A 26,991-nucleotide genomic window follows, 5' to 3' on the forward strand; every position below is an offset into this window, starting at 1 on the left:
CTGCTTTTATCCATAAATCAGGTTCGAAATCAAGCCGGTGCTTAAAATAGCTTTTTTTTTCAACTTCTACACATGAGGTTAAAATACAACCTAAAACAAATACTTTAGCATTATTTTAGAACTAAAAAGAAACTATGTTAGAACTACTATGAAACTTGAATTATTTTTCTTTTAATTACCGCTTTAAATAAATTATTTTGCCTATCATTGATAAGCTCAATATCTGGATAAGCCTTATAAGCTCGCAAAATGCCACTACCTAATCCTCGATAAGGCAATAACTTACTGGCAAAAGATGCCAAAATTGGGTTTCTAATATTTGAATTCCCCATCTTAATATTTTTAATGGTCAAATTATTGGGCAGGCGGCCAGGGCTAATAATTTCAATCCTATCACTAAAGATAATTAACCGTATTGGGGCAGAGACAAAGTAATCACGGTGGATTAGGGCATTGGCTATCAATTCCTCAAAAACAATCTTTGGAATTTCAGGTTCGCCAATTGAATTAAAACCTTGATCGTTTTGCAGATAACGGATGTTCATCATACAAAAACTTAGGGCTTGAGCAAACATCTCTGACAATTTGCCTGTAATATCTCGACTATCGATGTATTGCTCATCGGTGATATCAGTACCATAAAATGCGACTGCCTTAATCAAAAAAACAGGTAGTTTGGTTTGCGGTTTTTTAGCAAACAATAAAGCACCCGCATAATTTAAAACTGGTTCATTCGATGAATGAGTAACTCTCATCAAATTCATATTCTCCAAAAGCTGACTTGGCGTTAGCGATTGTTCATCAAGGCTCTCACTATATTCATTTTCAAAAAACTGAGAAAAAGTGGTCATATCGATATCTTTAATCGATGAAAAGGCAACGGGTAACTCATCGGCATGAATCAATGCCGTTTGCTGAAAAATACGCTGTAATTCTTCTCTTGCAGTCACCTTGCGTTTATCTGAACCACTTTTTACATAAACATGCAAGTTTTTATCCATATAAGGCTTGCTAATCCCTTCAGGGATCTGAACGAGCATTACCATCCCTTCTGGAAGATTAAAATTTTGTGTCGTTGGGGCAATGGGTGGTCGCATATGCTCGGTACTGGCATTCGAAACCAATTGATTGATACGGCCAATATCTTCAGCATTCAAACCTGCGATAGAACCATCATCATTTACCCCAATAATTATGTATCCACCATGACTATTACTAAATGCAACCATTTCTTGAGCTAAGGCATCAGAACGGGTCACGTTGGATTTAAATTGATGTTGGCTATCTTCACCCAACGCAATTAGGTTTAACAAGTTAGCAGTTTGCATGAAATCTTCTCATTCGAATTAAAAGCATCATATATTTTATATTGTATCAATTAAAAAATAGGGGTGTGATATTTTTTCAATGAGTAAAATATATGTAATTATCTTTACATATATTATTAAATAATTTTAATATTATGATGAATATTGTACGATAAATTATTCAAAAATTTTAAAAAAATCCAAAAAAATGCTAAAATAGTCATGGCAAAAAATGGCTCATCTAATGTGACAAATTTCAGAGTTTGAAACAGTAAACTGATATCAACTGACTTTAAATGACATCGTAAAAAAATCCCTGAAACCATTGCGGTTGCAGGGATTTTAGGTTAACGTCATTTAAGGTAATAAGGCGGATTTTTCGTGCCCCAAGTTTGCCAAGGTCGGGGTTGTATTTTTGTTTTAACTGCATCGTGCCATGGTTATCTTCTTTTCTTCCATTTGGTTTGTGTAGGTGGGGGTGACAACTATTGTGACAGAGGGAGGTTATGTCAACCATGTTAACCAAAACCAAGCTAACCCTATTAGCCGTTGCTACAGCTAGCTTGCTAGCCGGCTGTAATAATGATAATAATTCTAATGTGTCTTTTGATAACTCAACTCCTAATACAAGTTATGAAAACTTACTTACCACCTTCAAAAATGGCACTGCGCTGCCAAGCAAAGTATTACTGACCACCAAAGACGCAGATGGCAAAACCGTCAACGTCTATCAAGGCGGCTATGGTTCAGACGCATTTGTTAATCCTGCGAATCCAACGCAGTTTTATGCCTTAACTGACCGTGGACCCAATGCTGATGTGGTGAATGGCGACCCTAATCTGGATAAAGGGGAAGGCAAAGCTTTCCCTGTGCCTAGTTATACGCCTAATCTTGGCTTGTTCCAACTTGGCAATGACGGCAAAATCAGCTTAGTTAAAGTGATAGAGTTTAAACGCCCAGACGGTACCACCAAAGTCACTGGTTTGCCCAACCCAGTCAATGGGGCAACCAAAGAAGTCGCTTACATACAAAATACTACAGATACTGCCTTTGACCGCTTAATGTTGGTCGACCAAACCAAGCCTTATGATGCTCTTACTAATCCCACCAAAACTGACCCGTATGGCTTTGACCCAGAAGGTTTAGCAGTGATGAAAGATGGGACCTTTTGGGTGAGTGACGAGTATGGCCCACACATCGTTCACTTTGATGCCAATGGTCGAGAGATTGCCCGTATCAATGCCTTTGATACCGGTGAAGGTGCGAGTACTTATAAAGTAAATGGTAAGCTGATTACCCTACCGGCGGAATTTAAAAAACGCCGAGCCAATCGCGGTATGGAGGGCTTAACAGTTACCCCAGATCAAAAATATCTGGTTGGTATCATGCAATCAGCTCTATATAACCCTGATAAAACCACCAAAAAATCGACCATGACCCGTATTGTGCGTATCGAATTGGCAACGGGTAATATCGAGCAATTTATTTACCAACAACAAAACACTGCTACCGACTCTAACTCAGGCATTGTCGCCATTGATAAAGACACATTTTATGTCATTGAGCGCGATGGTGAACTGCCACAGTTTAATGCCGCAGCGATTAAAAAAGTATATAAAATTGGCCTAGCGAGTGCGACAAATTTAGAATCAATCACCAATACTACCGACATCGTGCAAGATGTAAACCTTGGCTTAATGGTCGGTGGCAAAACCTTGGAGCAGTTGACCCTCACTGCCGATGGTTGGAATGTGCTTGCTAGTAAAGGCATTCGCCCAGTGAGTAAAACCGAGTATCTCGATGCGGTGATGAAGCTAAACTACCCGCATGATAAGCTTGAAGGTTTGCTCCTATTCCCGAATGGTACATTGGGGCTGATCAATGATGACGACTTTGGCATCGCTGCGCAAGTCAAAGACAGCAAAGACTTTATCACGCCAAAATACATCGACAAAGCCAACAGCGATATTGACAGCGATCGCTTGTATATCTACCGTCCCTAAAATTCTGCTCTTGATTGAAAAGGGCTTGGCATAAATTAGTGTGCCAAGCCTTTTTTAAATGTCACATTACCTGATGAATCCAATAGTAAAACGAATCCAAAAAAGTCCCCATCTCTTGCAACACTTTGATGGTTGCTTTGCCAATTAAGAGCAAAAACTTGAAATAGGCTAAAACATCATGATCATTAACCAATGTACGATGTGTTTTATCATCACTGAATTGGGCTGTTTTTTTGTGGGCTTACCTTTATCATTTGGGCGAATCATACTGAGGCTAAACCCGCTATAAATCGGCTTTTGGATAATCTCTCCTTTGAAGTCAGCAAATTTTTCATTAAATTTTTTGATAGCGTGTCCTGTTTCTTTTTTATCAATCGGCATGGTAAAAGATTTTTCACCTGTTACTTCATCAATGACTGTGGTCGGTGTATATTTACAAATATTGATACGCCAATACTCGCTTGGGAGTATTTTTAATGCCGTTTCAAGATAGCCATAGAACTGCTTGGTTTGTTTGAATGGAAACCGAATTTCTGGTTTTGAAGGTATGGTTTTTTCATAAAAAATTTGTACAAATTCAGCCAATTCACGTTTACCTGCTTTGGACTGGCACAATTTTTCAATATTATCAAAGCAAAGGTTTGCTAGGGCAACCTCTTGGTGATAGTGCAATGGCGTTGGCGTAATGATCGGGTGGGATGATATTTGCTGCCGCTTTTGACTGACAAATTTATAATTGGATGAGCCATCTTCATTGGTAATCAGTTTTAGGGCATTTTGATAAATTAGCATCGCGTCGTTAAAGTCAATATTAAGTTGACAGGCACTCGATAAATCCATACCCGATTCGATATCCCTCAGCATTTTCTCAATGACCAGACGTTTGTATTGACCAAAAATCGAAGATGATGGCGGATCTTGTAATGTTGTTGGAAGAGGCGTATCAACAGCATCCAATTTTATTGCTTGCTTGGCACTAGACTGTAATTTTTGCGTTGAAAGTGCATTGTTCATAAAGCTGCGAATATGCCAAAGATTAACGACTTCATTATCAAAATCTACTGCGTCCTTGTGATATTGGTTAAAGCTACGCCTTGCTTTACCTGATAATTTGATGATAGTGGCTAATGGTAATTGAATTTTGGCTTTTGACAGTTGATGATGGGCGATAATATCCGCGGTATGAACGTAAGAACTAAACGTGGTGTTCAAATCGGCGTGCCCGGCAAAATCTTCCAATACTTGCCAAAAATTTGGGCTGACTGTCCTTTTTGAACCCAATGCAGCATGTCGAATGGCTTGTACCTGTTCACGGCTATAATCGGTAAAATACTCAATAACACTATAATCACAGCGTAATATCAACGCCATATTTGAAATGGCATTGTGACGAAAGCTGTGCATACTGATGTCATGATAGCTATCAGTTAAGCTTGGATCGGTTAAAATTTGACGAAATGGTGATTCTACACTGTTTCTATCGATAGGTTGAGCATGGTGTGGTAGAGTAAATAAATACTGGGCATTCTGTTGTAATTTCTGATGAAAATAATTTGTGAATGCAGTCAGTTCAGTAGGCTGCAACAGCACATTGAGCATAAAACGGCGGGTGGCGTCATCGGATTTTAAATCGCGTTGTGCATGTGGTCTTAAGACAATATTGTAATCAATAAACCCCTGATTATCATACTCAATATCTGAAAGCCTAATTGATAGCACTTCCATAAATCGCATCCCTGTACGATACAATAGAATCAGTATCAGTTTTAGCACATCTCTTAACTTATCATTAATAGACGGATGGTTCTCTAGTTGCGTGAGCATATGCTGATATAGCGCGACAGGAATTAGACAACTATTAACGACTAAGGGATCTTTTTCACCGTTTAATCTAAGATAGGGTGCGTTAAACTCCCTGACGAGTACGTCGTGCAATGAGGCAAGCACAGTTCGGGTATAACCTATTTTTAAGGTGTTTTTTGTGCTTATAATCTTGTCATAAATAAATTTATATTCAAAATCTTGCCAACCAATAAAATCTGCATCACGCGTTTCTGCCAAAAAATCGTTGCCAATTTCTGATAAATAGCGTCGTAAGGTGCTCGGTTTATTACCTCTTTTAGTTAAATCTATGAGCCATCTTACCAAGCGTTGTTGACTAGGTAATAACGGGCTATTAGCGTAAAACCGCTCCAATTGACTTAGAATTTGACTTTTCTGACCATTTAAAATGTTGCGAATGACTTTAACAATATCATCCTTAAAATTGTCTTCTAGGCTATGTATTTTAGTGCTGCTGTTTGAGGTTATAAGCTGATCAATCGCTATAGCCCGCTCGTTGCTATTGATGGCTAATGAAGCTTTGGTACGTGCATCGATTTTTATGGGGCTAAAATAGCGCAGCATTTGCTCAAAGGTGATAGCAGTATGGCGTTGACGACCTACAAGGGTTTCAACCATTTGCTGGTCAATCTTCACGTTGGGTAGGGTTTGCCAAAAGATATTGATATGAGTTAGGAAACGGGAATTTGCGAAGTTATCGGCGTTAAACTTCTCTCCAACCAACTCGCTCAGTCTGCGAATACATTCTGCATAACTGGGAAATCTGCTGCTTTCAACAAAACGAGTATTTAAATACACTAGCCAGAGCCGACTGACATCATTTAAAAATACCCATCTTGAATAATATAACTGAACCTCATCAGGATTGTCTTTATCTAACCTTACAATACGATTGGCATATTCGGTTGATGTTAAATCAATCGGTAGTAGTAGCTGCTCTTTACCGACATGATAAATGGTTATTTTGTCTTTTAATGCTTGATATACCGCCTTTATGATCACCGCTTCGTTATAACCGCCAAAGACGATCTGGGAAAACAATAACCAAGTCACACTATCGAGTAGGGTAAAGTTATCCTTAACTTGCCAAATTTGTAGGGCATTATTAACGATTTGCTCGGCCGTTTCCAAATATAAAAAATTGTCTAGGTCATTGGTATTAGCGGGACGTTTCGGTATGTCGGCTATCACAGGCGTTGGAAACGGTTTTAGATTTGCCTTACTACGTTGTTTATTGATATTGTTAAAAAACTTTAAGCGGTGAGCCATTGCTGCAGGTATTTGAGTAGCTTTAAGCTGCTCATTGAATTGTTTTAAAATTCTCTCATACAATTTATCAATAAGTTCATCAGTGACTTGAATTCTATAGCCTTCGGTACGCTCAACTTTCAAGTCATCTAGAAAGTTGTGCCATTCACTTTCGCAAATTTCTTGGCTAACCTTCATCGCGTGTCTATTGTCAATTTTTCGAGCGCTTTTAAGCGCTTGTTGTCGACGTTCATAACCAAATAAATCAGAATTGGGCATGCGTTGGTTTCCCACGTGTTTTTCAGCAATTGTGCGATTATGGATGATAAGAAATGCGTTTATTTTCGACCAGTAAATCTATCAAATGTTGGTGTAAAAACAATTTTTCTCGCCCAGCATCTACTTCTTGTAACACACCAAGCTCAACTAGCTTAACTAGATAATTGCTGGCGGTTTGTCGTTTGGCGATTTGCTTATTTACAACTGTACCAATACGAATATACGGCTGTTCAAATATGGCATCGACAAGCTCTCGAGAATAAACATTGGGCGCTTTCGCTTTGATGTATTCACTGGTATCTACATGTAGCAACCGGATCGCCTCTATCTTGTGAATGGTCCATTCACACGTCTCTATAATGCCTTTAAGGATATATAAGACCCAGCTTATCCAGTCTTGGTCTTTGGTCACACCAAGTAGTAAGCGGTAATAGTCTTCTTTGGTTTGAATGATATAATGGCTTAAATACAAAATCGGTAAGTTAAGCAAGTTTTCGTGCATCAAATACAGCATATTAAGGATTCGCCCTGTACGTCCATTGCCGTCAGTAAAGGGGTGAATTGCTTCAAACTGATAATGAGCTATTGCCATTTTGATAAGCGGATCAAGCTCATCATGGTAGTGTAGAAACTGCTCCCAATTGGCGAGTTTTTCTCGAATTACTGTTTCACCTACAGGTGGTGTGTAGATAGTTTCACCCGTTACGCTATTAGTTAACGAGGTACCTGTGATCGAGCGAATATCAAGGTTGACACCTTTGATGGTTCGGCAGACTTCGATGGCTGTTTGGGTGCTAAAAGGTCGCTCTTTGATCGATGTGATGCCTTGATATAAAGCATTACGATAACGCAAAGCCTCTTTTGTTGCATTATTGGCATTCTGAGATTGTTCAGCGTAGCGAAATAGCTCATCTGTGGTCGTGACAATGTTCTCAATCTCACTACTATCTTTGGCTTCGAGTAGTGGAATAATATGAATCAGAATGCTGTCATTGGGTATCAGCATACTGGCTTGTTTAAGTTCGGCAAGTTTGGCTCGGGCTTCGATACATTGCTTTAATACCGCTTTGGTTTCAACGTCGATATTTGGGGGCAAATTTGGTAACTGGTTATAAGGTTGATTTGCTTGCCAAGTGTCCGTATTATTTAACGTAGATGATGAAGCATTCATGTCGATTTTACACCTTAATTTGTACATATCAGCTTGATATGTCGATAGTATAAACATATCAGAATGGATATGTCGATTTTCATGCTAAAAATCGACATATCGTATTTTAGTGTCGATCCTATCGACATGAAAACTGCTTATGTCGATTTCCTGATAGAATTTCGACATATATTCGAGTGTTATTGCTGATGGAGATGGTCTATTACCTAAATTCAACTAAACTCGCTTACCACATACCTTAATTCTTCCAATGAGCTATCACGCAATCTGCTGTAATTGGAGTTTTCGAGCTAAATCATCGTAGACATGCCGAACCGCGATGATATCGCCTACACTCATTGATGAATGTTTTTGCCATGTTTCTTGTCCAAACATCTCATGCGCGAATATGGCCGAAATGATGGCTTCATCAACTTGCTGCTCTAGCAAAAATCGTTGTCCAACATGGCGTGTCCAATCTGCTTTAAACTTAAAATGCTCTGCTAATTGTTTTTGAATAATGCCAGGTCGCATACTTTCCATGTTGCCCTTAGTATCTAACCAATTAATTAAAGGACGTTTAGATTGTAGAATTTGCTCAATCTGTTTAGCTAATGCAGGATTTAATCGTCCAAACTTGGCAGAAAATTCTGACAAAAATTCTAAGTAATCTTGTATTGCTTTAACCAGAAAATCACAGATTGGTACTAAACGTTGGGCATTGGTGGTGGCACGTTCTTCTTTGTCTTGAATCCAAGCGATTTTTCGGCTTAGATTAAATTGCTTCAAAAAGCCAGGTGCACCTTCCACCGCACGAACAGAAGTTAGAATTAGCGACACATGCCAGAGCCATAAGCTATAAGCATTAAACTTATCAATGTAATGCGTCTGGGTAATAAGCTGTTTGTGTAAATGCTCAAAGAAGCGTCTTACCAATAAATATTCAGGCGTATTTTGGCTACCGATACGAAAATCAGCATCTGGCTTAGTGCTGAAATAACTTAAATCTAAACAACTACGTTGATTCAGCAGTGCAATCGCTTGTTGATAAACCTCGAAAATTTGTATTTGTTTAAGAGAGGTATACGATAGGTCAGCACGTTTGCGAGCATTTCTGCCTGTAATAATACTAGCAATCTGTGTGGTCGTAATTTTATAAATAAGCAAGGTATAAAGTGACTTTTCGATACGGGCTAAGCTCAGGTATGGTAGATCCAATTCGTGACGTAAATCACCAATGACCGATTCAATCCATTGTGCCATCGGCTCACCTTTATATGCCAAAAAACTCGCTAACTCAGGAGGTAGCGGTAATTTTATTGATGACAAGCGATTTGCTAGAACATTCTCAATACCTACCTGCCGAATACGCAATGGGGTAATATCAAGCTTTATAAAAAAATCAAATTGTTGAGTTCGATTACTAACATCAACAATTTTTTTCTCATTATTATTAATATCGACGGATAACTGTTGTATCGAATAACCGGTGTGTAACGAAAGCAGTAAATAAGCCACAGCGCGCTTTTTATCTCTCTTGATGTCTGCTTGATGAAAATATTGCCACAGCTTACTACAGACATTTTGTATCACGAAAGGCGGTAAATGACGAATGTTGATCAGACTAAATAGCTCATTGCGGTTAGCATGGGAAACTTTCGCCTTGGTTCGAAGCTGAATTTGTTTTGGGGAGAATTTTTCGGTTGCTTTTAGGCTACGTTGCTCAAGAACGACGTAAGTAGGCAAATTATTATCAAGACGCTCGCGCAACGCATCAATATCATTCTGCGTTGATTCAATCTCTCTAACCTCTACCAATTTATCGGTATCATCATCAATATCATTGACAGCCAACGTTTGGGTATAGCTCTCGTCAATTTTTGGTTTTGCTCGGCTCTTTCTACCTTGAGCCTTTCGAGTAATGGGTTGGCGATGATGATAAGCGAATTCAAGCGTACGATAAATTGACTGTAGTTTTGATAAATTTGGGTGATTAGCGTTTTCAAAAATTTGTAGTTGTTGATGAACATTTCGATAGGTTCGTTCCAGTGTATCTGCCTGCCAAGTGGTATAACAACTTTGCCAAAGCGATTGATAACTAGACTTGGGTGTAAGCCACTTTCTTGCTTCAACGCTGGTTTCGCTAATACGCCGAGTCAACTTGTTATTAGCAAAATATAGTAAAAGGTGGCAAAGCTTAGATATCCATTGCCACTCCAATGATGGATTTTTTATATCAAATGGTGTGAGAACATAGCTACTAGCAAGAAATGCTTTAACTTCATAACTCTCCTTCGTAGTTTTGCCTTTGTAACTTTCAAAAATCTCTTTTAACTGTTTAGGTTCCAATATGACATTCGATTTATCCGTAATATCAAAACCGACAAATGAAGAATCAGTAATAGATGTAACCGTCAGAAAAAAGTCTCGTAACGACTGCACATACTCGTCATCGTGCTTTGGCAATAGGACAGCAATTAATTTATCAATATCCATCTAGAGCCTCTTGAATTAATTGGGAAAATAATGGAAAAGTATATTGCCGATGCTCTCGTTGTAACTTGGCTTGATAATCATAATGATGACGTTCTAACTGCAAATCAGCTAAAATTTTTTCAATTGTCATATTGCCCCCAAATAGTTCTTCAGCAATTTTTTTTGGCATATATTGCTTAAGCTCATTAAAAATTTTGGGATTGATAGGCTTAAGTGCATAAAAATCAGCTTTTAAAGATGCCCAAGCCCTTCTTTCAATGTCGATATTTGACAAACGAAGTGGTCTAATTGTTACATTGGTGTCATCATTGACTAGTACCACTTCAGCAAAGTTATCAAAAAAATAAAATCTGTCATCATCTTTTATCACGTCAAATATCAAGGGCTTATGCGAATTTTGGTGAGCAGAAGGAGTAGGGAAGTTTTCACAGTAAATTTGAAAGGCTTTAACTACCGAAGGATGGACAACAAAATTTTCAGTCGTTACAGACAGAGTTTTGGTGGTGATTCTGTGAGTTATTTTTGATGTGTTTTTTGCCATTTATCTGTCTCAGCTAGAAACCCAACTTTCATTTAGATGACTTCAAATCCAACTTCTAAGCTTTTTTCATCAAACTCAACGCCAATCTCATAAATTTTCTTACCCAACCCTTGATACTTTTGGGCATACTTTTTATCTTGAATTTGAGCAAGTGCTGACCCTTTATCACTAGACTGACGAATCACTTTAAACTCAAAAATATACACACGGTCAGCAAAAAACACCGTCATATCCATACGACCGTTGTTGGTAGGCTCTTCGACATTAATATGCAAACCAATACTGGCAAAATACGCATAAAAAACGCTTGCCCAATAGCCTTCAAAATGGGCGATATCGTTATTGCTATGCCAATTATAGGGAATGCCTGCAAAAAAACTTTGAATGGTGACAAACATTCCTGCCAAATCATCATCCACAAGATTTTGATACAATTGACTTTGAATACGGATGATTTGAGGAGCTTGTGTCGGTAGGAACTTATAGATAACTGCTTGATTGAAGCTTTGTTGCACTTCAATATTAGGAAATTTGAACGTATAACGCACGCCAAAGGGTAGCTGTAAAACCTTATCAACCGTCAAATAGCCTGTTTGAAACATCAGAGCAATTGGACTGATATTACCTACTTCAAACTGTGATAAGACTTGCTCGCTGCTATCAATCCCTTGTAAGCTAGTAATATCAATATGTTTATGTAATAACATATCCATCAAAAATGTTGGTGAACCCGTTTCAAACCAATAAGCCTTGAACATTTTTCTGCTATTAGACAAGAACAACAAAATATCATAAGGGTTGTAAACGGATTCGCCTGTCCAGTTATAACCGTTATACCAATGTTTGACCTTGGCTAAATCAATACCTTCAAGTTCAGGAGCAAACACGGTTTCAAGCTCAGACTGGGTATAACCGCATAATCCAGAAAATTCTTCTAATAAGGTAATATCCGTTAAATTGTTTAACCCTGAGAATAGGTTAATTTTGCTAAATCTTGATACGCCCGTCAGCATACTAAATCTAATATAACTATCGCTTGCTTTAATTGACCCATAAAAGTCACGCAAAATATCTCTGACTAAAACGGCTTGCCCTTCATCAGTAATATTATCTAATATCGGCTTGTCATACTCATCAATCAGTACCACCACTTGACTTTGATACTGTTCAGCAATTCTTTTTAACAAATAGCCAAACCGACCACTATAAGTCTCATAAATTCGCTCAATCCCAAACTCACGCTCGATTTCACTAATTTGCTCATGCAGTATTTTGGTTAAATACTCGTAATTAAGACTGGTATTAAGTCCAAAGTCGATACGAATAATAGGATAAGTTTTCTGCCAATTCCAATGATTCTCGGCATATAGCCCTTTAAACAAGGTTTTATTGCCTGAAAAAAGTTCAGCAATCGTATCAAGTGTTAAGCTTTTACCGAATCGACGGGGGCGAGATAAGAATACAAATTTTTCTTTGAGTAGTTCAATAATGTAGGATGTTTTATCAACATAATAGTAATTACCCTTGCGTATATCAGCAAAAGTTTGTATTCCTTTTGGAAATAGCTTCTTCATAGTGAACTCAATATGATTAAAGACAAGTACAATTATTTTAGCATTACTTAATCAATTTAAAGCATCCATATAACTTTATAATTTTTTATTATATTTAAAAAATTAATTTATAGTATATTACCAATTATTTATTATATTAAGTAAATTTAATATTAAATATAAATAAATAAAAAGATTTAAGATTTTTTTAGAAATAGGGTGGGGCAGATATAGGTCGGTGTCACTTTTGATTTTATACAGCAAAATTAACGTGACCGAAAACTATCTAATATACCTAAATATACACTAAAATTTTGAAATAATAAAGACAATAAAAAAGCTGAAGCCCTTTTAAATGAAAGGATTCAGCTTAATGTAAATTTAAGTATTTTAGGTGTACGTCATTGCCAAGGTCGGGGTTTCGCCATATTGCGTCTGTGTATCAAGAAAACTCACCAGAACGTATCTATTTTTTAATGCTCTATCATATCTTTAAGGATTTTTTGCAAGAGATTAATGAAGATGTATTACCCAATGACTTAACGGGGTTTCAACAAACACTAATTTGGAAAAAACTGTTTAATTTCCAAAAAGATGCGGCAAAGGGTATTATCAACAAATTAGAAACTTATAACGGCTGTATTCTCGCGGATAGTGTCGGCTTGGGTAAAACTTTTACCGCTCTGGCTGTCATCAAATATTATGAACTACGCAATAAAAGCGTATTGGTGCTTTGCCCCAAAAAACTGGCTGAAAACTGGACAAATTATAATAGCAATGTGGTAACCAATTTATTTGCTAAAGATAGATTTAGTTATGATGTTCTATACCACACGGATTTATCCCGCACACGTGGCGAGACACTAGGTATTGATTTGTCACGAGTCAATTGGGGGAATTATGACCTTGTTGTGATTGATGAGTCGCATAATTTTCGCAATCGAGAGTTTTTTAAGGATAAGCAAACCCGTTATGACCGTTTGATGAATCAAGTGATTCGTCAAGGGGTCAAAACAAAAGTATTGATGTTATCTGCTACCCCTGTGAATAATCGTTTTAATGATTTAAAAAATCAGCTAGCACTTGCCTATGAGGGCGAGAGTCAAAATATCGATAGCAAACTCGATACTGAACGTGATATTGAGACGATTTTTCGCAGGGCTCAAGCCAGTTTTAATGTCTGGGCAAAACTCTCACCACAAGAGCGTACGACATCTGCCATTCTCAATCTACTCGATTTTGATTTTTTTAAGTTATTGGATAGTGTTACGATTGCCCGCTCACGCAAACATATCCAAAGTTTTTATGACACAAAGGACATCGGACAGTTTCCACAAAGGCTTAAGCCATTATCGTTTAGAACCCACATTTCAACTGACGAACAAGCCGTTTCGCTCAATCAGCTTTATCAAGATTTATCGCTGATTCGTATGGCGGTGTACGCTCCTGTCGGTTATATTTTGGATAGTAAGCTTGCCAAGTATGAAGCCATCTTTGATACGCAAACGCAAGGTGGTGGACGTTTTCGCCAAGCCGACCGTGAGAAGAGTCTGCAAGCATTAATGACAGTCAATCTACTCAAACGGTTAGAAAGCTCGATTCATGCCTTTCGACTGACTTTGACTGTATTACAATCCAATATTAACAACGTGCTATCGCAAATCGATGATTATAAAAAACGTAAAATAAATGATGAAGTCAGTATTTCCCCAGACATTGGCTATGACGAAGATGAAAACGGTGAAAATCTTCATCCAGAAGATTTAATCGGCTCAAAACTCAAAATTCATCTTGAAGACATGGATTTGTTACGTTGGCAAACAGACTTAAACACTGATTTGGCAGTGATTGATGGTATTTTACGCTCAATTAGCTCTATCAATGAACAAGCCGATGCCAAACTTCAACATTTAGTCCAACATATCACCCAAAAGGTTGAAAACCCGATTAATACCGATAATCGTAAAATGATTATTTTTACCGCCTTTGCCGATACAGCAGACTATTTATACCAATATCTTGCCCCTTTGATGCTCGAAAAATTTGCTATCAATACTGCATTGGTCACAGGTAGTCATACCAAATCTACGATTAAGACTATGCCCAATAGCCGACAAGGTTATGATATGCAAGGGTTATTGACGTTATTTTCCCCGATTTCAAAACAAAAAAACGCCATTTTTCCTGATGAGCCACGTCAAATTGATTTACTCATCGCCACTGATAGTATTTCCGAAGGACAAAATTTGCAAGACTGTGATTATTTGGTTAATTACGATATCCATTGGAATCCTGTGCGTATTATTCAGCGTTTTGGACGGATTGACCGTATTGGTTCGCCAAATAGCGTGATACAACTGGCAAATTATTGGCCAGATATCAGTCTAGATGAGTACATCAATTTGCGTGAGCGTGTCGAAAATCGTATGGTGATTGTGGATATGACCAGTACAGGTGATGACAATATTCTATCCGCCAAAGCCAATGACATTGCTTATCGTCGTGAGCAACTACAAAAACTGCAAAATGAAGTACTAGACCTAGAAGATGCTAATACGGGGGTCGCAATTACCGACCTTGGACTCAATGATTTTCGTATGGATTTGCTAGGTTATCTTGAACAAAATCCTGATATTAAGCGTTTGCCCAAAGGCCTGCATGCTGTCGTGCCTGCTCGTCCACAAGATAACCTGCCCGCTGGCGTGATTTTTGTACTTGAAGCAAGGCAACGACTTGGCAAAGAAGTATCCAGTCATCTGACCGCCAATCGGTTATATCCCTACTTTTTGGTATATGTCAGCGAGGATGGCGAAATCATCAGCGACTATACCCAGTCAAAACAGCTACTCGACAAAGCACGCCTTGCTTGTCGTCATTTGGACAAACCATTACCATCCGCTTATGAATTGTTTAACCAGCGTACCGATGATGGGCGAGATATGCACCAATATTCGGCACTACTGGATAAAGCAGTCGCCAGTATCCAAACCGTCAAAGCCGAAAAAGACATTGATAGTTTATTCTCAGGGATGACGACCAGTGCATTGGTTGATGATGTATCAGGCGTGAATGATTTTGAGTTAATTGGGTTTATCGCATTGATTGATGGGTGTGGTACACCATGATGCTGTATCACTATCCTATGACCGCAAGTGTTGATAAAATTATCCCAAAAAATAAGTTTTACCAACAAGGCAGTGCCAACCACCGTATAGAACGCTTGTTTGTGGAGCAAGTAGAGAGTATTCGCTGGGCATATAAACTCTCGCCACAGACTATCAATCTATCCGATAGCGACACGGTTAGAGAAATTCAAATATTTAGTATTATTAGTCGTGTTGAAAGCATTGATAATGAAGTCTTACAGTTTATTGATAAGCTGATACCATCACCGATTATCTTTGAGATTGTCTTTGAGGATAAAATCAAAGTTATCGCAACTTATAAGCGTCAAAGCCAGGCGGATAGCCAAAAAGTCGTCTTAGGCAAATACTATGCCACGGATTGGCAAGACCCAACACAACGTGAAGATTTACCGATTGTGTTTGGAATTGCGGATTTGTATGAATACTTTATTGAGCGATTATTACTCGCTACAAATGAAGCGTCGCCAAATGTCGTTTTGATACCAAATATAGAAACTAATTTGTCTAAAACGACTCGAAAAATTGATAGTATTGAAGAAAAAATTGCCCATGCCGAAAAAGTCGCATTGCTTACCAAACAAATCAACGAGTTACAAAAACGGATTTATAAAGAAAAACAGTTTAATCGGCAAGTGGAGATGAATTTGCAATTGCAAATGCTACAAAAACAGTTAAACGAATTATTAAAATAATGTTGGAAAATTCATGAGTATTAGTCAGATTATTCAGCAAATTACAGAAAATAACCTTTCAGAACTTCAAGAAAGTGTCGATATTGAATGTAAGCTTGCTGGTGGAAGAGATGGTAAAGGAGAATTACCTAATAGTTTTTGGGATAGCTATAGTGCGTTTGCCAATACCAATGGCGGTGTGATTATACTTGGCGTTAAGGAAATTAAGAAAAATAACACGTTTGAAGTAGCAGGTATTGAACGAGTTCATCAAATCAAAGATGATATTTTTAAGACAGTCAATAACAAGAATAAAGTGAGCTACAACCTACTCACAGATAGCAATATTTTTGAATGGGATATTCAAGGCAAGACGGTCTTGTTAGTCTCTGTTCCTAGGGCAACTCGTAAGCAACAACCCATATTTTTAGATGGCAATCCCTTTGGTAATACCTTTATTCGACAGCATGAGGGTGATTTTAGATTACCTGATGAACAAGTCAAACGGTTAATTGCTGAACAGGTTAAAGATAGCCTAGATAGTGATATTTTGCCCAATTTTTCGTTGTCAGATTTAGATTTAACGTCCCTACAAGCTTATCGGCAACGTTATACTAACTTTAACCCTACGTCACCTTGGAATGATGACGATAACCAGAGTTTTTTGACTAAAATAGGTGGTTATGGCAAAAATCGTGAGACAGGGGAACAAGGACTAACAAAAGCTGGGCTACTGATGTTCGGACATCAAGAAGCTATTTATGAGATTTTTCCAGAGTATATGTTAGATTACCAAGAGCGAGAATCTGATGATGATACAGTTCGCTGGATAGATAGAATCGTACCCGATGGGAATTGGAGTGGTAATCTATTCGATTTTTATCGTAAAGTATCAGCTAAACTTCCCCAAGACCTTAAAATCCCTTTTAAGTTAAAAAATGGTGAACGGCAGGATGATACCCCCATTCATAAAGCTATCCGTGAAGCCTTGGTAAATTCATTGGTTCACGCAGACTATAGTGACCGTGCATCAGTCAAGATTGTAAAATACACCAATCACTTCTATTTTCGTAACCCTGGTCTAATGCGTGTGCCTATTGAGATATCATTGCAAGGTGGTGAGTCAGATTGCCGTAATCGCAACTTGCATAAGATGTTCCGATTTATTAATGCAGGCGAGCAGGCAGGTTCGGGGATTCCGCAGATTTTAGCAGGTTGGCGAGCTTGTCATTGGCAATTGCCATCTTTGTATGAGAAACGAGAGCCTAATTATCAGACGGTGCTTGAATTGAGCATGAATGACTTGTTTCCAAACGATGTCATGCAATATTTAGAAAATGAATATGGCAAAGCGTTTTTAGCTCTTAGCACTGATGAACAGGCTATCTTAGCAACTATCTATCTTGAGAATGAAGCCAATCATCAACGCCTAAAAACATTATTACCCAATCATCCTGCTGATATCACCAAGATGTTACAGCACCTTGTAAAGCAAGGTATGCTGGTATCGACAGGCGGACGATGGGCGGTTTATAGCTTGGCGAGTGATAATAGCCTAGCAGGTAACGACCAAAGCTTGGCAGGTGCAAGCACTGGTCTTAACGAGCCAAGCTACCCTAATAATGAGCCGAGCTACCCTAATAACGAGCCGAGCTACCCTAATAATAACCAAAGCTTGACAGATAAGAATGCTGGCTTAACAGGTAAAAGTCTAAGAATTAAAACCATACTAGAGTTATGTTTGGAAAAACCCTTATCTTCTGGAGAGATTGCCCGTCGTTTGGGTCTTAATCTTCAAGGGTTGAGAAATCGGTATTTGGCTGATTTGGTTAAGAATGAATACTTAGCTTATACTTATCCCGATAACCCTAAAGATAGACGACAGACGTATATAACAACTGATAAAGGCAAAACATTTATTCGTTCATAATACAAAGTTCACAATATTTTCAATGTACAGTGTAATGTGAAGTCAAATAGAAAAATGTACAGTGTAATGTGTACAGTGTAATTGAATACACATCTAACTATTATCAAAAGAGGAAAAAATCATGCCATCGTCAAACCTAAAAATGCACACCCCAAATCTAGTCGATAGCAATATCGAGCGTATCGCCGAGCTATTCCCCAACTGTATCACCGAAAAGCCAAAAACCGATGAACAAGGCAATGTGTTAAAAGATGCCAGCGGGCAAGCTATTCTTGAGCGTGGCATTGATTTTGAATTACTTAAGCAAGAGCTGTCGCATTCGGTGATTGATGGGTCGCAAGAGCGTTATCGCCTTGACTGGGTGGGCAAGCGTGAGGCGATTGTGACGGCAAATAGCCCGATTGCCAAGACGTTACGCCCTTGTCGTGCGGAGAGTGTGGATTTTGATACGACGGGGAATTTGTTTATCGAGGGGGATAATCTTGAGGCGTTGAAGTTGTTGCAAGAAAGTTACTTGGGCAAGGTAAAGATGATTTATATTGACCCGCCGTACAATACGGGCAATGATTTTATTTATAACGATGATTTTGCGGCGGATACGGCTGCGTTTTTTGAGCGGTCGGGGCAGGTGGATGCAGATGGCAATCGCTTGGTGGCGAATACGGAGCGTAATGGGCGGTTTCATAGTGATTGGTTGTCGATGATGTATAGTCGGTTGAAATTGGCGCGTAATCTACTGTCGGATGATGGCATGATTTTTATTTCAATTGATGAAAATGAAGTTCAAAATTTGAGAAAAGTTTGTGATGAGGTTTTTGGTCAATACAATTTCATTAATATGTTTATTTGGCAAAAAAACAGCAGTGGGAAAACAGTCAGTAAACAATTTCCAATAAATGTTGAATATGTTTTTTTCTACGCAAAAAATTTGCTAAAACATAGTTTTAATACAGTTTATAAGCCATTATCAGAAACTACAATCAAAATGTATAACAAAGATGATAATGATGGTAGAGGCAAATATCGTTTATATCCGTTACAAAAAACTGGTGGGGCTGGACCAGAAACGACCTATGATTACATAGATAATAATGGAAGAGTATGGAAATGCCCTAAAAAAGGGTGGCGTATGAATAAAGATAAATTAAAACTCTTAGAAAATGATGGGCGACTAGATTTTGGAAAAAATACACTATCAGAAAAAGCTTATTGGATTGAGAGAGAAAGTGAAGGAAAGATTGCTGATACTTTATGGAATGATTTAGATGAGGGAAATGTTGGTACAGCTGAAGTTTATAAATTGTTTGAATTCGTTGCTTTTGATTATCCTAAACCAGTAGGACTAATATCGAGAATTTTAAGCGTAGGCTTAGGAAAAAATGACTTAGTTTTAGATTTTTTCGCAGGGTCATCAACAACCGCCCATGCGGTGATGCAGCTTAACGCTGAAGACGGTGGCAACCGCAAATTTATCATGGTACAAATCCCAGAGGCAACGGATTCAAAATCCGAAGCGTTTAAAGCAGGCTATCCCACCATCGCCGAAATATCCAAAGAACGCATCCGCCGAGCAGGGGCAAAAATCAAAGCCGACAATGCCGACAAGGAAGGTATCAACGAGCTAGACACAGGCTTTCGCGTACTCAAAATCGACACCACCAACATGAACGACATCTACTACCGCCCCCAAGACTACAGCCAAGACCTACTACACCAACTCGAAAACAACATCAAAGAAGACCGCACCGACGAAGACCTACTATTCCAGTTTATGCTAGACACAGGCGTGCCGTTATCCTTGCCTATCGAACGCACAGCCATTGGCGGACACACCATCTACCAAGTGGGCGGTAACTCACTGATTGCCAGCCTAGACTACATCGACGCAAATATGGTCAATGACATCGCCGCACTCAATCCACTCAAATTCATCACCAGCGAACGCGCCATCGCCACCGACAGCGACAAAACCAACATCAAAGAACGCTTTAAACAACTATCACCGCATACCGATGTACGCTTTATCTAAGGGAAAAAGGAGAAAAACATGAAAATTACCTTTAAACCCTTAGCCTACCAACTCGATGCCGTGCAAGCCGTCGTCGATGTGTTCCGTGGACAACAGCAGCTTATCGGGCAAACCCGCTATACACTCGATAGGGGCATACAGCCAACCCCCAAACGCGTGACACAACAGGCAGGGCTAGATTTTGGCGAAACTGATATATTGCAAAATTCTGCCTTACAAACCTATGATATGTTAGACGATGAAAATATCGGCTTTGCCAATACGCCGTTATTTGACTTGAATGAAATTCTTAAAAACATCCAAACGGTGCAAGCCAATAGACAATTACCAAAATCCACCGAGCTTGTCACAGCTGACAACAAAAAAGGCGACAGCCTGACCCAAAGCCCGCTCAATCTCAACATCGAAATGGAAACAGGTACAGGCAAAACCTACACCTATTTACGCACCATATTTGAGATGAACAAACAATACGGCTGGTCAAAATTTATCATCGTCGTGCCCAGTATCGCCATTCGTGAAGGCGTGAACAAAAGCATTAGCATGATGGCGGATGACCTACTGGCAGAATATGGCAAAAAACCAAGAGCCTTTATCTACGACTCCAAAGCCTTGCACCACCTAGAGAGCTTTAGCTCAGATGGCGGTATCAACATCATGATTATTAATGTGCAAGCCTTTAACACCATCAAAGAAGGGGCGAACAACGAAGCATCACGCAAAATCTACGCCAGCCTAGACGAATTCGGCTCTCGCCGTCCCATTGACGTGATACGCCGTAACCGTCCTATTATCATCCTAGATGAACCGCAAAAAATGGGCGCGGACAAGACCTTACAAAGCCTTGCCAACTTTAACCCGTTATTTATCCTACGCTATTCCGCCACCCACAAGCGTGACTATAACCTAGTGTATCGCCTTGACGCACTGGATGCCTACAACCAAAAACTGGTCAAAAAAATCACCGTTAAAGGCATTGAAGTCAAAGGCTTGACGGGCACAAATGGCTATCTGTACTTACAAGACGTGGTTGTCTCAAGCAAAGCGCCCGTTGCACGGCTAGAGCTAGAAATCAAATCGACCAAAGGCGAGTTTCGCCGTGAAATCCGCAACGTCATAAAAGACGATAATCTGTTTGTTATCTCAAAAGAAGCCGAGCAATACAAAGACCGCTACACCGTCACCAATATCAAAGCGGACAGTATCGAATTTGCCAATGGTATTGTGCTACACATCGGGCAAGGTAATGTGGACGATAAAGACTTACGCCGTATCCAAATCCGAGAAACCATCCGCTCACATTTGGACATCGAACAGCGGTTATTTCATAAGGGCATTAAAGTCCTAAGTCTATTTTTTATCGATGAAGTCGCCAAATACCGCCAGTACGACATGGACGGCAATGCGATGAATGGCGAATATGCTGATATCTTCGAACAGACTTACAGCGAAGAAGTAGGCAAACGCATTGATTTAAACCTAACAAATGACCCATACCAGGACTATCTTAAAGCCATCACTGCTCAAGGTACGCATAACGGCTATTTTAGCCTTGATAAAAAACGCCACATGGTCGATCCCAATGTCAAAAGCGTTAAAGACGAAGAACTGGGCGAAAAAGTGCTGGTCGCTGATGATATCGATGCCTATGATTTGATTTTGAAGGATAAAGAATCGTTATTGGCATTCCCCGAACCGCTGGATAGTGATGAACAAATCGCCCGCAAGAATGTGCGGTTTATCTTCTCTCACTCTGCCTTGCGTGAAGGCTGGGACAATCCCAATGTCTTTGTCATCTGTACGCTCAAGCACTCGGATAACGTCATCTCTCGCCGTCAAGAAGTGGGACGTGGCTTGCGACTTGCAGTCGATAGACATGGCACACGCATGGACAGTGGCTATCTACCACTTGGTGAAGTACATCGGCTCAATAACCTAACCGTGATTACCAATGAAAGCTATGCTGAATTTGTCGGTAATCTACAAAAAGAGATGCTCGAAAATCTTGCAACTCGCCCGAGCAAAGCAAATCCACAGTACTTTACGGGTAAAACCTTGGTGAGTGAGTTAGGCGGACAGATGACGGTGGATGCTGGTACCGCCAATCAGATATATAAATATCTCGTTAAAAACAATTATCTCGACGATGACGATAATTTGTTGGCGAAATTTCACGACGACAAAGACAATGACCAATTACCACAACTGCCAGAAGAGTTACAACCCTTTGCCAGTGCGATTCATAAGCTCATCGGTAACGTAGTCAATCCAGACGCTCTTAAGGGTATGTTCAATAATGGCAATAAACCCAAAAATACCATCAACCCAGAAAATCTAAACCGTAAAGAATTCCAAGCCCTATGGCGACGCATTAACCAAAAATCTATTTATCAAATTGGGCTTGATAGCGACAAATTGATAGCCGAAAGTATCAGCGAGATTGATAAGGTCAGCCGTGAGCGTAACAACAACTTTGTCCAGTCATTGACTTATACCGTCAAAAAATCTGAGCAAAAAGATAGCCTAGATTACGACACACTCAGACAAGGTGACAGCTTTGGGCAAGTGCAGTCTAACCGTGAACAGTACAGCGTCAATGTGCAAACGCCGATTCGCTATGACCTTATCGGGCAAGTGGCAAGCCGTACTAATCTCACACGTCGTACCGTCGTTGCTGTATTGAGTAAAATAAACTCAGCGGTCTTTTCACAGTTTAAACACAACCCCGAAGCCTTTATCAGCGAAGTCAGCCGTATCATCAACGAGCAACAAGCCAAGCTGATTGTACAAAACATCGTCTATGAACTTACCCAGGAGCGATACGACAGTAACGATATCTTTGTGAGTAATATTCCGCTATCAGACAACGCAACCAAAGCCAACCGCCATGTTTGGGAGTATGTGGAAACAGACTCGGATGTTGAACGCAAATTCTTGGCAGAATTGGAACAACATGTTAATGAAGTCATAGTGTATGCCAAACTGCCCAAGAACTTTGTAATCCCCACGCCATTTGGTGGTTATAACCCTGACTGGGCGATTGCCTTTAATCAAGACAAGATTCGTCATGTCTATTTTGTCGCAGAGACCAAAGGCTCTACCAGCGAAATAGACTTGCGAGAGAGCGAAAAACAAAAAATCGCCAGTGCCAAAGCGTTTTTTGCCAAACTGCAACAGATACAAGGTAACAATAGCGAACTTGAGCAAGCGGATACATTGGCGGAAGTTGAAAAAATGCCAGTTAGCTATGAAGTGGTAGATAGTTTCGATAGCTTAATGCAAATCGTAGGGATGAAATAGGTGTAAGACACCATTGTAATGTGGGTTAGCCGTCTTTGGGGCCTAACTCACCTTTCCCTTAAATTGTATGATTCATAGACATCATTTCAATATAATCAGAGACTATGAACAAAGAAATTCAACAAAGACTCGGATGGATTAAATTATTTGAAGACACGAATGATGCTGGTCTAGTTTGTCGTAGATGTGGTATTTCAAGACCAACGTTACGCAAGTGGTGGAAGCGATACTCTGAACAAGGTATTGAGGGTTTGGCAAGCCAAAGTAAGCGTCCGCTTAAATCACCTAATACCAAAGTTAATCAACACATTGAAGATTTATTATTACAAATGCGGTCTAGTAGAAATCTCGGAGCTAGACGTTTGCAAACGGAACTAATGAGGCTTCATCAAATATCCTTATCTTTGGCGACGATTCATAAAGTATTAACCAATCACCAAGTCAAACCGATTAAGAAATTTCGTCGTAAGGCAGATTACCTACGGTATGAACGCCCACTACCAGGAGATAGAGTCCAAATGGATACCTGTAAAATAGCATCTGGGCTTTATCAATACACCTCAATTGATGACTGTACTAGATATCGGGTACTTAGGCTCTATAACCGCCGTACGGCAGCCAATACGCTGGATTTTTTAGATTGTGTGATTGAGGAAATGCCATTTCCCATTCAAAGAGTACAAACCGATCGTGGACTTGAATTCTTTGCTGAAAAGGTTCAGAAGAAAATGATGGAGTATGGCATCAAATTTAGACCCAATAAACCAGGTTCGCCACATCTCAATGGTAAAGTTGAGCGTTCTCAAAAGACTGATAAAACTGAATTCTATGCAACCGTAGATATCACGTCCGAAAACCTTCAGGACCAATTGGCTGAATGGCAGCATTACTATAATTGGCTAAGACCACATTCAGCTTTGAAGGGAAAAACACCCATGGAGAGGTATTTTGAATTAAGCGAGGAAACGCCTTTTTCTGATGAGGTGCAAAACCAATATAACCCATCAGATGAACGTATTCAAAATGCCAATTATAAAGTGGATTTAGAGATGGCCAAATTGAAACGATCTCTATGAATCATACAAGCAAACTTGGTTCAACCATCCACGACATCCAAAAAAACTATCAGCGACACCGCTCTAGCGAGCCACGCCAAAATCCGCCATTCCGATTTGATTGCAGAAATTCGCCAAATTTTTCGCAAAAAATATGACAAAAAAAGGGTAGGGGTGGAGCGATTGACTCAGCAACATAAATTGGCACTACATATCGAAGATTTAACCCGTTTGCTGACCACCTTTGACCATATCAGCGAACAGATTCTTATTGAATGGATAATTTCGCTGTTGTCTGGCACGAAACCCATTTTGACAGCGTCTGCTGAAAAATATCTCTCTGCCATCGGCTATGACTGGCTGTATTACACGCTTGGCGAAGATTTACTTAATTGGGATGTGGAAGATTTTGAAACCGTGTATGAGCAAATTTTGGATTTTAAACGCCTTGAATTGGGCAATGAAGCGATACACTATCCTGCGGGGCGGTTACAGCAGTTGCATCAGTTTGCTCATCAAAAATTTGGTATCGTAAAAGTCGATATTCCCGAAGCCAGTGCTGATAAAAAAGTGCGAGCGGAATGGATTTCGCCAACGCTGTATCACGCCATTTTGCAACAACTACGCCAATGCGTCGATTCGCTCGAAGCGGATATGTTGGTATCACTGTTTATCCTGCTGATGCGGACGGGAATGCGTAAACTTGAACTGCTAGGGCTAAGATACAGCGATATTGAAAACATTGAGCAAGGTCAGCCAGCCATCATCGTTCGCCCCAATCAACATCGTCGCCTAAAAACTGATGTCAGTATCCGTCGTATTCCGCTGAATGTGGTATTACTACCTGCCGAGCTGACGTTTGTGCTGGAATATCTACAGTCAAATCGGAGCAATAACAGACACCAGTTGGTTTTTACCTTATCTAGTAGTCATGAGCGACTGCCAAATACCTTGCCCAACCGCTTATTGGATGAAATTTTACAGCGTATTGACCCAAGAGCCACGCATCATACGATTCATGGCTTTCGGCATACTGCGATTAGCAATTTTAGCTTACTGCTCAATGCTGATAGCCAGTTGGCAAGTGCTTTAACAGGCTTTAGCCAGTCGCACATTATGGATATTCGAATGACGCTATTAGGAACGGATGGCTTTAACCAGTTCGGTTGGTATCTGGTGGCGGGTTTGGCAGGGCATTTATCACCTGAACGGGGGCTAGAGTATTACAATCACTTTGCGGTCTTGACAGCGACTTTTGAGCTTACCAAAGCCAATCCGATTTTTTCAAGGCAGTTAATTACCCATTTAACAGGGCGTAGTACACAGAATTTTAATGATAACAACGTGCAGGTGGTGAATAACGAGATTACGTTATTGGCACTCAGAAAAATGCTGTACCGACACGCCTTGTCAATCAAGCACAGCCCACCTTTGAACCAATTAACCTTTGGTCATACGGCAATTACCGATAGTTTAAGCGATAGCCCCACGGACGTGAAGGAACTGTTCCGACGGTATGGTATCAATAAATTGATAACGCTTCTGAGTGATTTAGAACAGGGGTTAAGCGATACCGAGATTAGCCAAAAGCTCCATATCCCCGAGCAAGCTGTCCAAACTTTTTATGAGCGAGCCAAAGCCATTGCCCGTATTCATACCACCACCACATCGATGAGTAAAAAAACTGCCACAGACGAGACCCTAACTTACCCACTAACGGTTTCTCGTTTTGTGCAAAACCCAAATAAGCTATTGCCGTTACTGCTGTCATATGATATTGAGCGAAGAATGTTGCATGAAATGCTAAAAAACGCCACCAAGTTTAGAAAATCTTACCCGCAAGACTGGCAATGGTTTATTACACTTACCACAAGCAAAATCACCATCAACCATGCCACAATTTCATTCAAAAAAACACCGACAGCATTAGATGACTTTCAACGTTTTATCGCTGTAGCCGAACAGATTTTTACCCTTAAATGGTGTCTGTATGCGTCCGAAAGTCCTTTAAACAGTCTAGACCAGCCTAAAGACTTAATGTTTAAACTTGATAAAAATAAGCCAACGATTTATTTTGGGATTAAAGTGCCTAATCCTAACTACGCTAACTTCCAAGAAGCCAACACAACAGCTAGGGCAGAATCGCCGCCACAACAAACTGCTAACAGGAGTAAGGGTAAACGACCGTATAAATTTAAGTTTTCTGCCTTGCTACGGTTTTTCACCTATATGGTGCTACTGCAAGATGACAGTAACTTTAGCATTGAGACTATCATTGATATGGGGAAAAAATGAGTTGGAAATTAACGTTCAATCGTAAAACTACCAAATCACCCATAGCTCAAATAACAATTGGCTCGCTTTGATGTATTGACAAGGGTTGCGATATTTTGCAGTTCGCTTAACTGCTTACCGCCGTCATCAAGGGTATTACCGCCGTC

General features: G+C 39.7%; 14 protein-coding genes. 8 read left to right on the top strand and 6 right to left on the bottom strand.

Annotated elements, in window-relative coordinates; all coding sequences use genetic code 11:
* Positions 1 to 146: 146 nt before the first annotated feature.
* Complete coding sequence (locus AXE82_RS07830; protein WP_062333335.1) at positions 147 to 1,328, bottom strand: RNA-binding domain-containing protein; 1,182 nt, start codon at positions 1,326 to 1,328, stop codon at positions 147 to 149.
* Positions 1,329 to 1,813: 485 nt separating this feature from the next.
* Here AXE82_RS07830 and AXE82_RS07840 point away from each other — a divergent pair, with 485 nt between their 5' ends.
* Positions 1,814 to 3,310 (top strand): esterase-like activity of phytase family protein, encoded by a 1,497-nt coding sequence (locus AXE82_RS07840; RefSeq protein ID WP_227713368.1) that lies wholly within the window; start codon positions 1,814 to 1,816, stop codon positions 3,308 to 3,310.
* 168 nt (positions 3,311 to 3,478) lie between these two features.
* Here the strand turns inward: AXE82_RS07840 and AXE82_RS07845 are convergent, their stop codons facing one another.
* The 5 genes from AXE82_RS07845 to AXE82_RS07865 all read right to left on the bottom strand — a co-directional run bounded on the left by AXE82_RS07845 (position 3,479) and on the right by AXE82_RS07865 (position 12,440).
* Complete coding sequence (locus AXE82_RS07845; RefSeq protein ID WP_062333341.1) at positions 3,479 to 6,679, bottom strand: site-specific integrase; 3,201 nt, start codon at positions 6,677 to 6,679, stop codon at positions 3,479 to 3,481.
* A gap of 37 nt (positions 6,680 to 6,716) precedes the next feature.
* A complete protein-coding gene (fic, locus tag AXE82_RS07850; protein ID WP_062333345.1) occupies positions 6,717 to 7,850 on the bottom strand; it encodes a protein adenylyltransferase Fic in 1,134 nt (377 codons plus the stop codon).
* Positions 7,851 to 8,108: 258 nt separating this feature from the next.
* On the bottom strand, positions 8,109 to 10,325 hold the full coding sequence (locus AXE82_RS07855) for a hypothetical protein (RefSeq protein WP_062333348.1): 2,217 nt from the start codon (positions 10,323 to 10,325) through the stop codon (positions 8,109 to 8,111).
* Positions 10,315 to 10,866, bottom strand: coding sequence for a hypothetical protein (locus AXE82_RS07860; protein WP_062333351.1), 552 nt, complete (start codon positions 10,864 to 10,866; stop codon positions 10,315 to 10,317). The genes AXE82_RS07855 and AXE82_RS07860 overlap by 11 nt, the downstream gene beginning before the upstream one ends.
* A gap of 32 nt (positions 10,867 to 10,898) precedes the next feature.
* Entirely contained in the window at positions 10,899 to 12,440 is a 1,542-nt protein-coding gene (locus tag AXE82_RS07865) for an ATP-binding protein (RefSeq protein WP_062333354.1), read from the bottom strand.
* Between the two features lie 383 nt (positions 12,441 to 12,823).
* Between AXE82_RS07865 and AXE82_RS07870 the strand changes: the two genes are divergently transcribed.
* From AXE82_RS07870 to AXE82_RS07900, 7 genes are all read left to right on the top strand, one after another.
* On the top strand, positions 12,824 to 15,544 hold the full coding sequence (locus AXE82_RS07870) for a DEAD/DEAH box helicase (protein WP_227713367.1): 2,721 nt from the start codon (positions 12,824 to 12,826) through the stop codon (positions 15,542 to 15,544).
* Positions 15,541 to 16,257: a DUF4391 domain-containing protein gene (locus AXE82_RS07875; protein ID WP_062333356.1), complete on the top strand. Its 717-nt coding sequence runs from the start codon at positions 15,541 to 15,543 to the stop codon at positions 16,255 to 16,257. Before AXE82_RS07870 ends, AXE82_RS07875 begins: the two co-directional genes overlap by 4 nt.
* A 13-nt stretch (positions 16,258 to 16,270) precedes the next feature.
* Positions 16,271 to 18,166: an RNA-binding domain-containing protein gene (locus tag AXE82_RS07880; protein WP_062333358.1), complete on the top strand. Its 1,896-nt coding sequence runs from the start codon at positions 16,271 to 16,273 to the stop codon at positions 18,164 to 18,166.
* 121 nt (positions 18,167 to 18,287) lie between these two features.
* Entirely contained in the window at positions 18,288 to 20,195 is a 1,908-nt protein-coding gene (locus AXE82_RS07885; protein ID WP_227713366.1) for a site-specific DNA-methyltransferase, read from the top strand.
* Positions 20,196 to 20,213: 18 nt separating this feature from the next.
* Positions 20,214 to 23,495, top strand: coding sequence for a type III restriction-modification system endonuclease (locus tag AXE82_RS07890; RefSeq protein ID WP_062333361.1), 3,282 nt, complete (start codon positions 20,214 to 20,216; stop codon positions 23,493 to 23,495).
* Between the two features lie 104 nt (positions 23,496 to 23,599).
* Complete coding sequence (locus AXE82_RS07895) at positions 23,600 to 24,571, top strand: IS481 family transposase (RefSeq protein WP_062333364.1); 972 nt, start codon at positions 23,600 to 23,602, stop codon at positions 24,569 to 24,571.
* A 15-nt stretch (positions 24,572 to 24,586) separates the two neighbouring features.
* Positions 24,587 to 26,845, top strand: a complete 2,259-nt coding sequence (locus AXE82_RS07900) for a tyrosine-type recombinase/integrase (protein ID WP_062333367.1) — start codon at positions 24,587 to 24,589, stop codon at positions 26,843 to 26,845.
* The last annotated feature ends 146 nt before the right edge of the window (positions 26,846 to 26,991 follow it).

Source organism: Moraxella osloensis (genome assembly GCF_001553955.1).
Classification (GTDB): domain Bacteria; phylum Pseudomonadota; class Gammaproteobacteria; order Pseudomonadales; family Moraxellaceae; genus Faucicola; species Faucicola osloensis.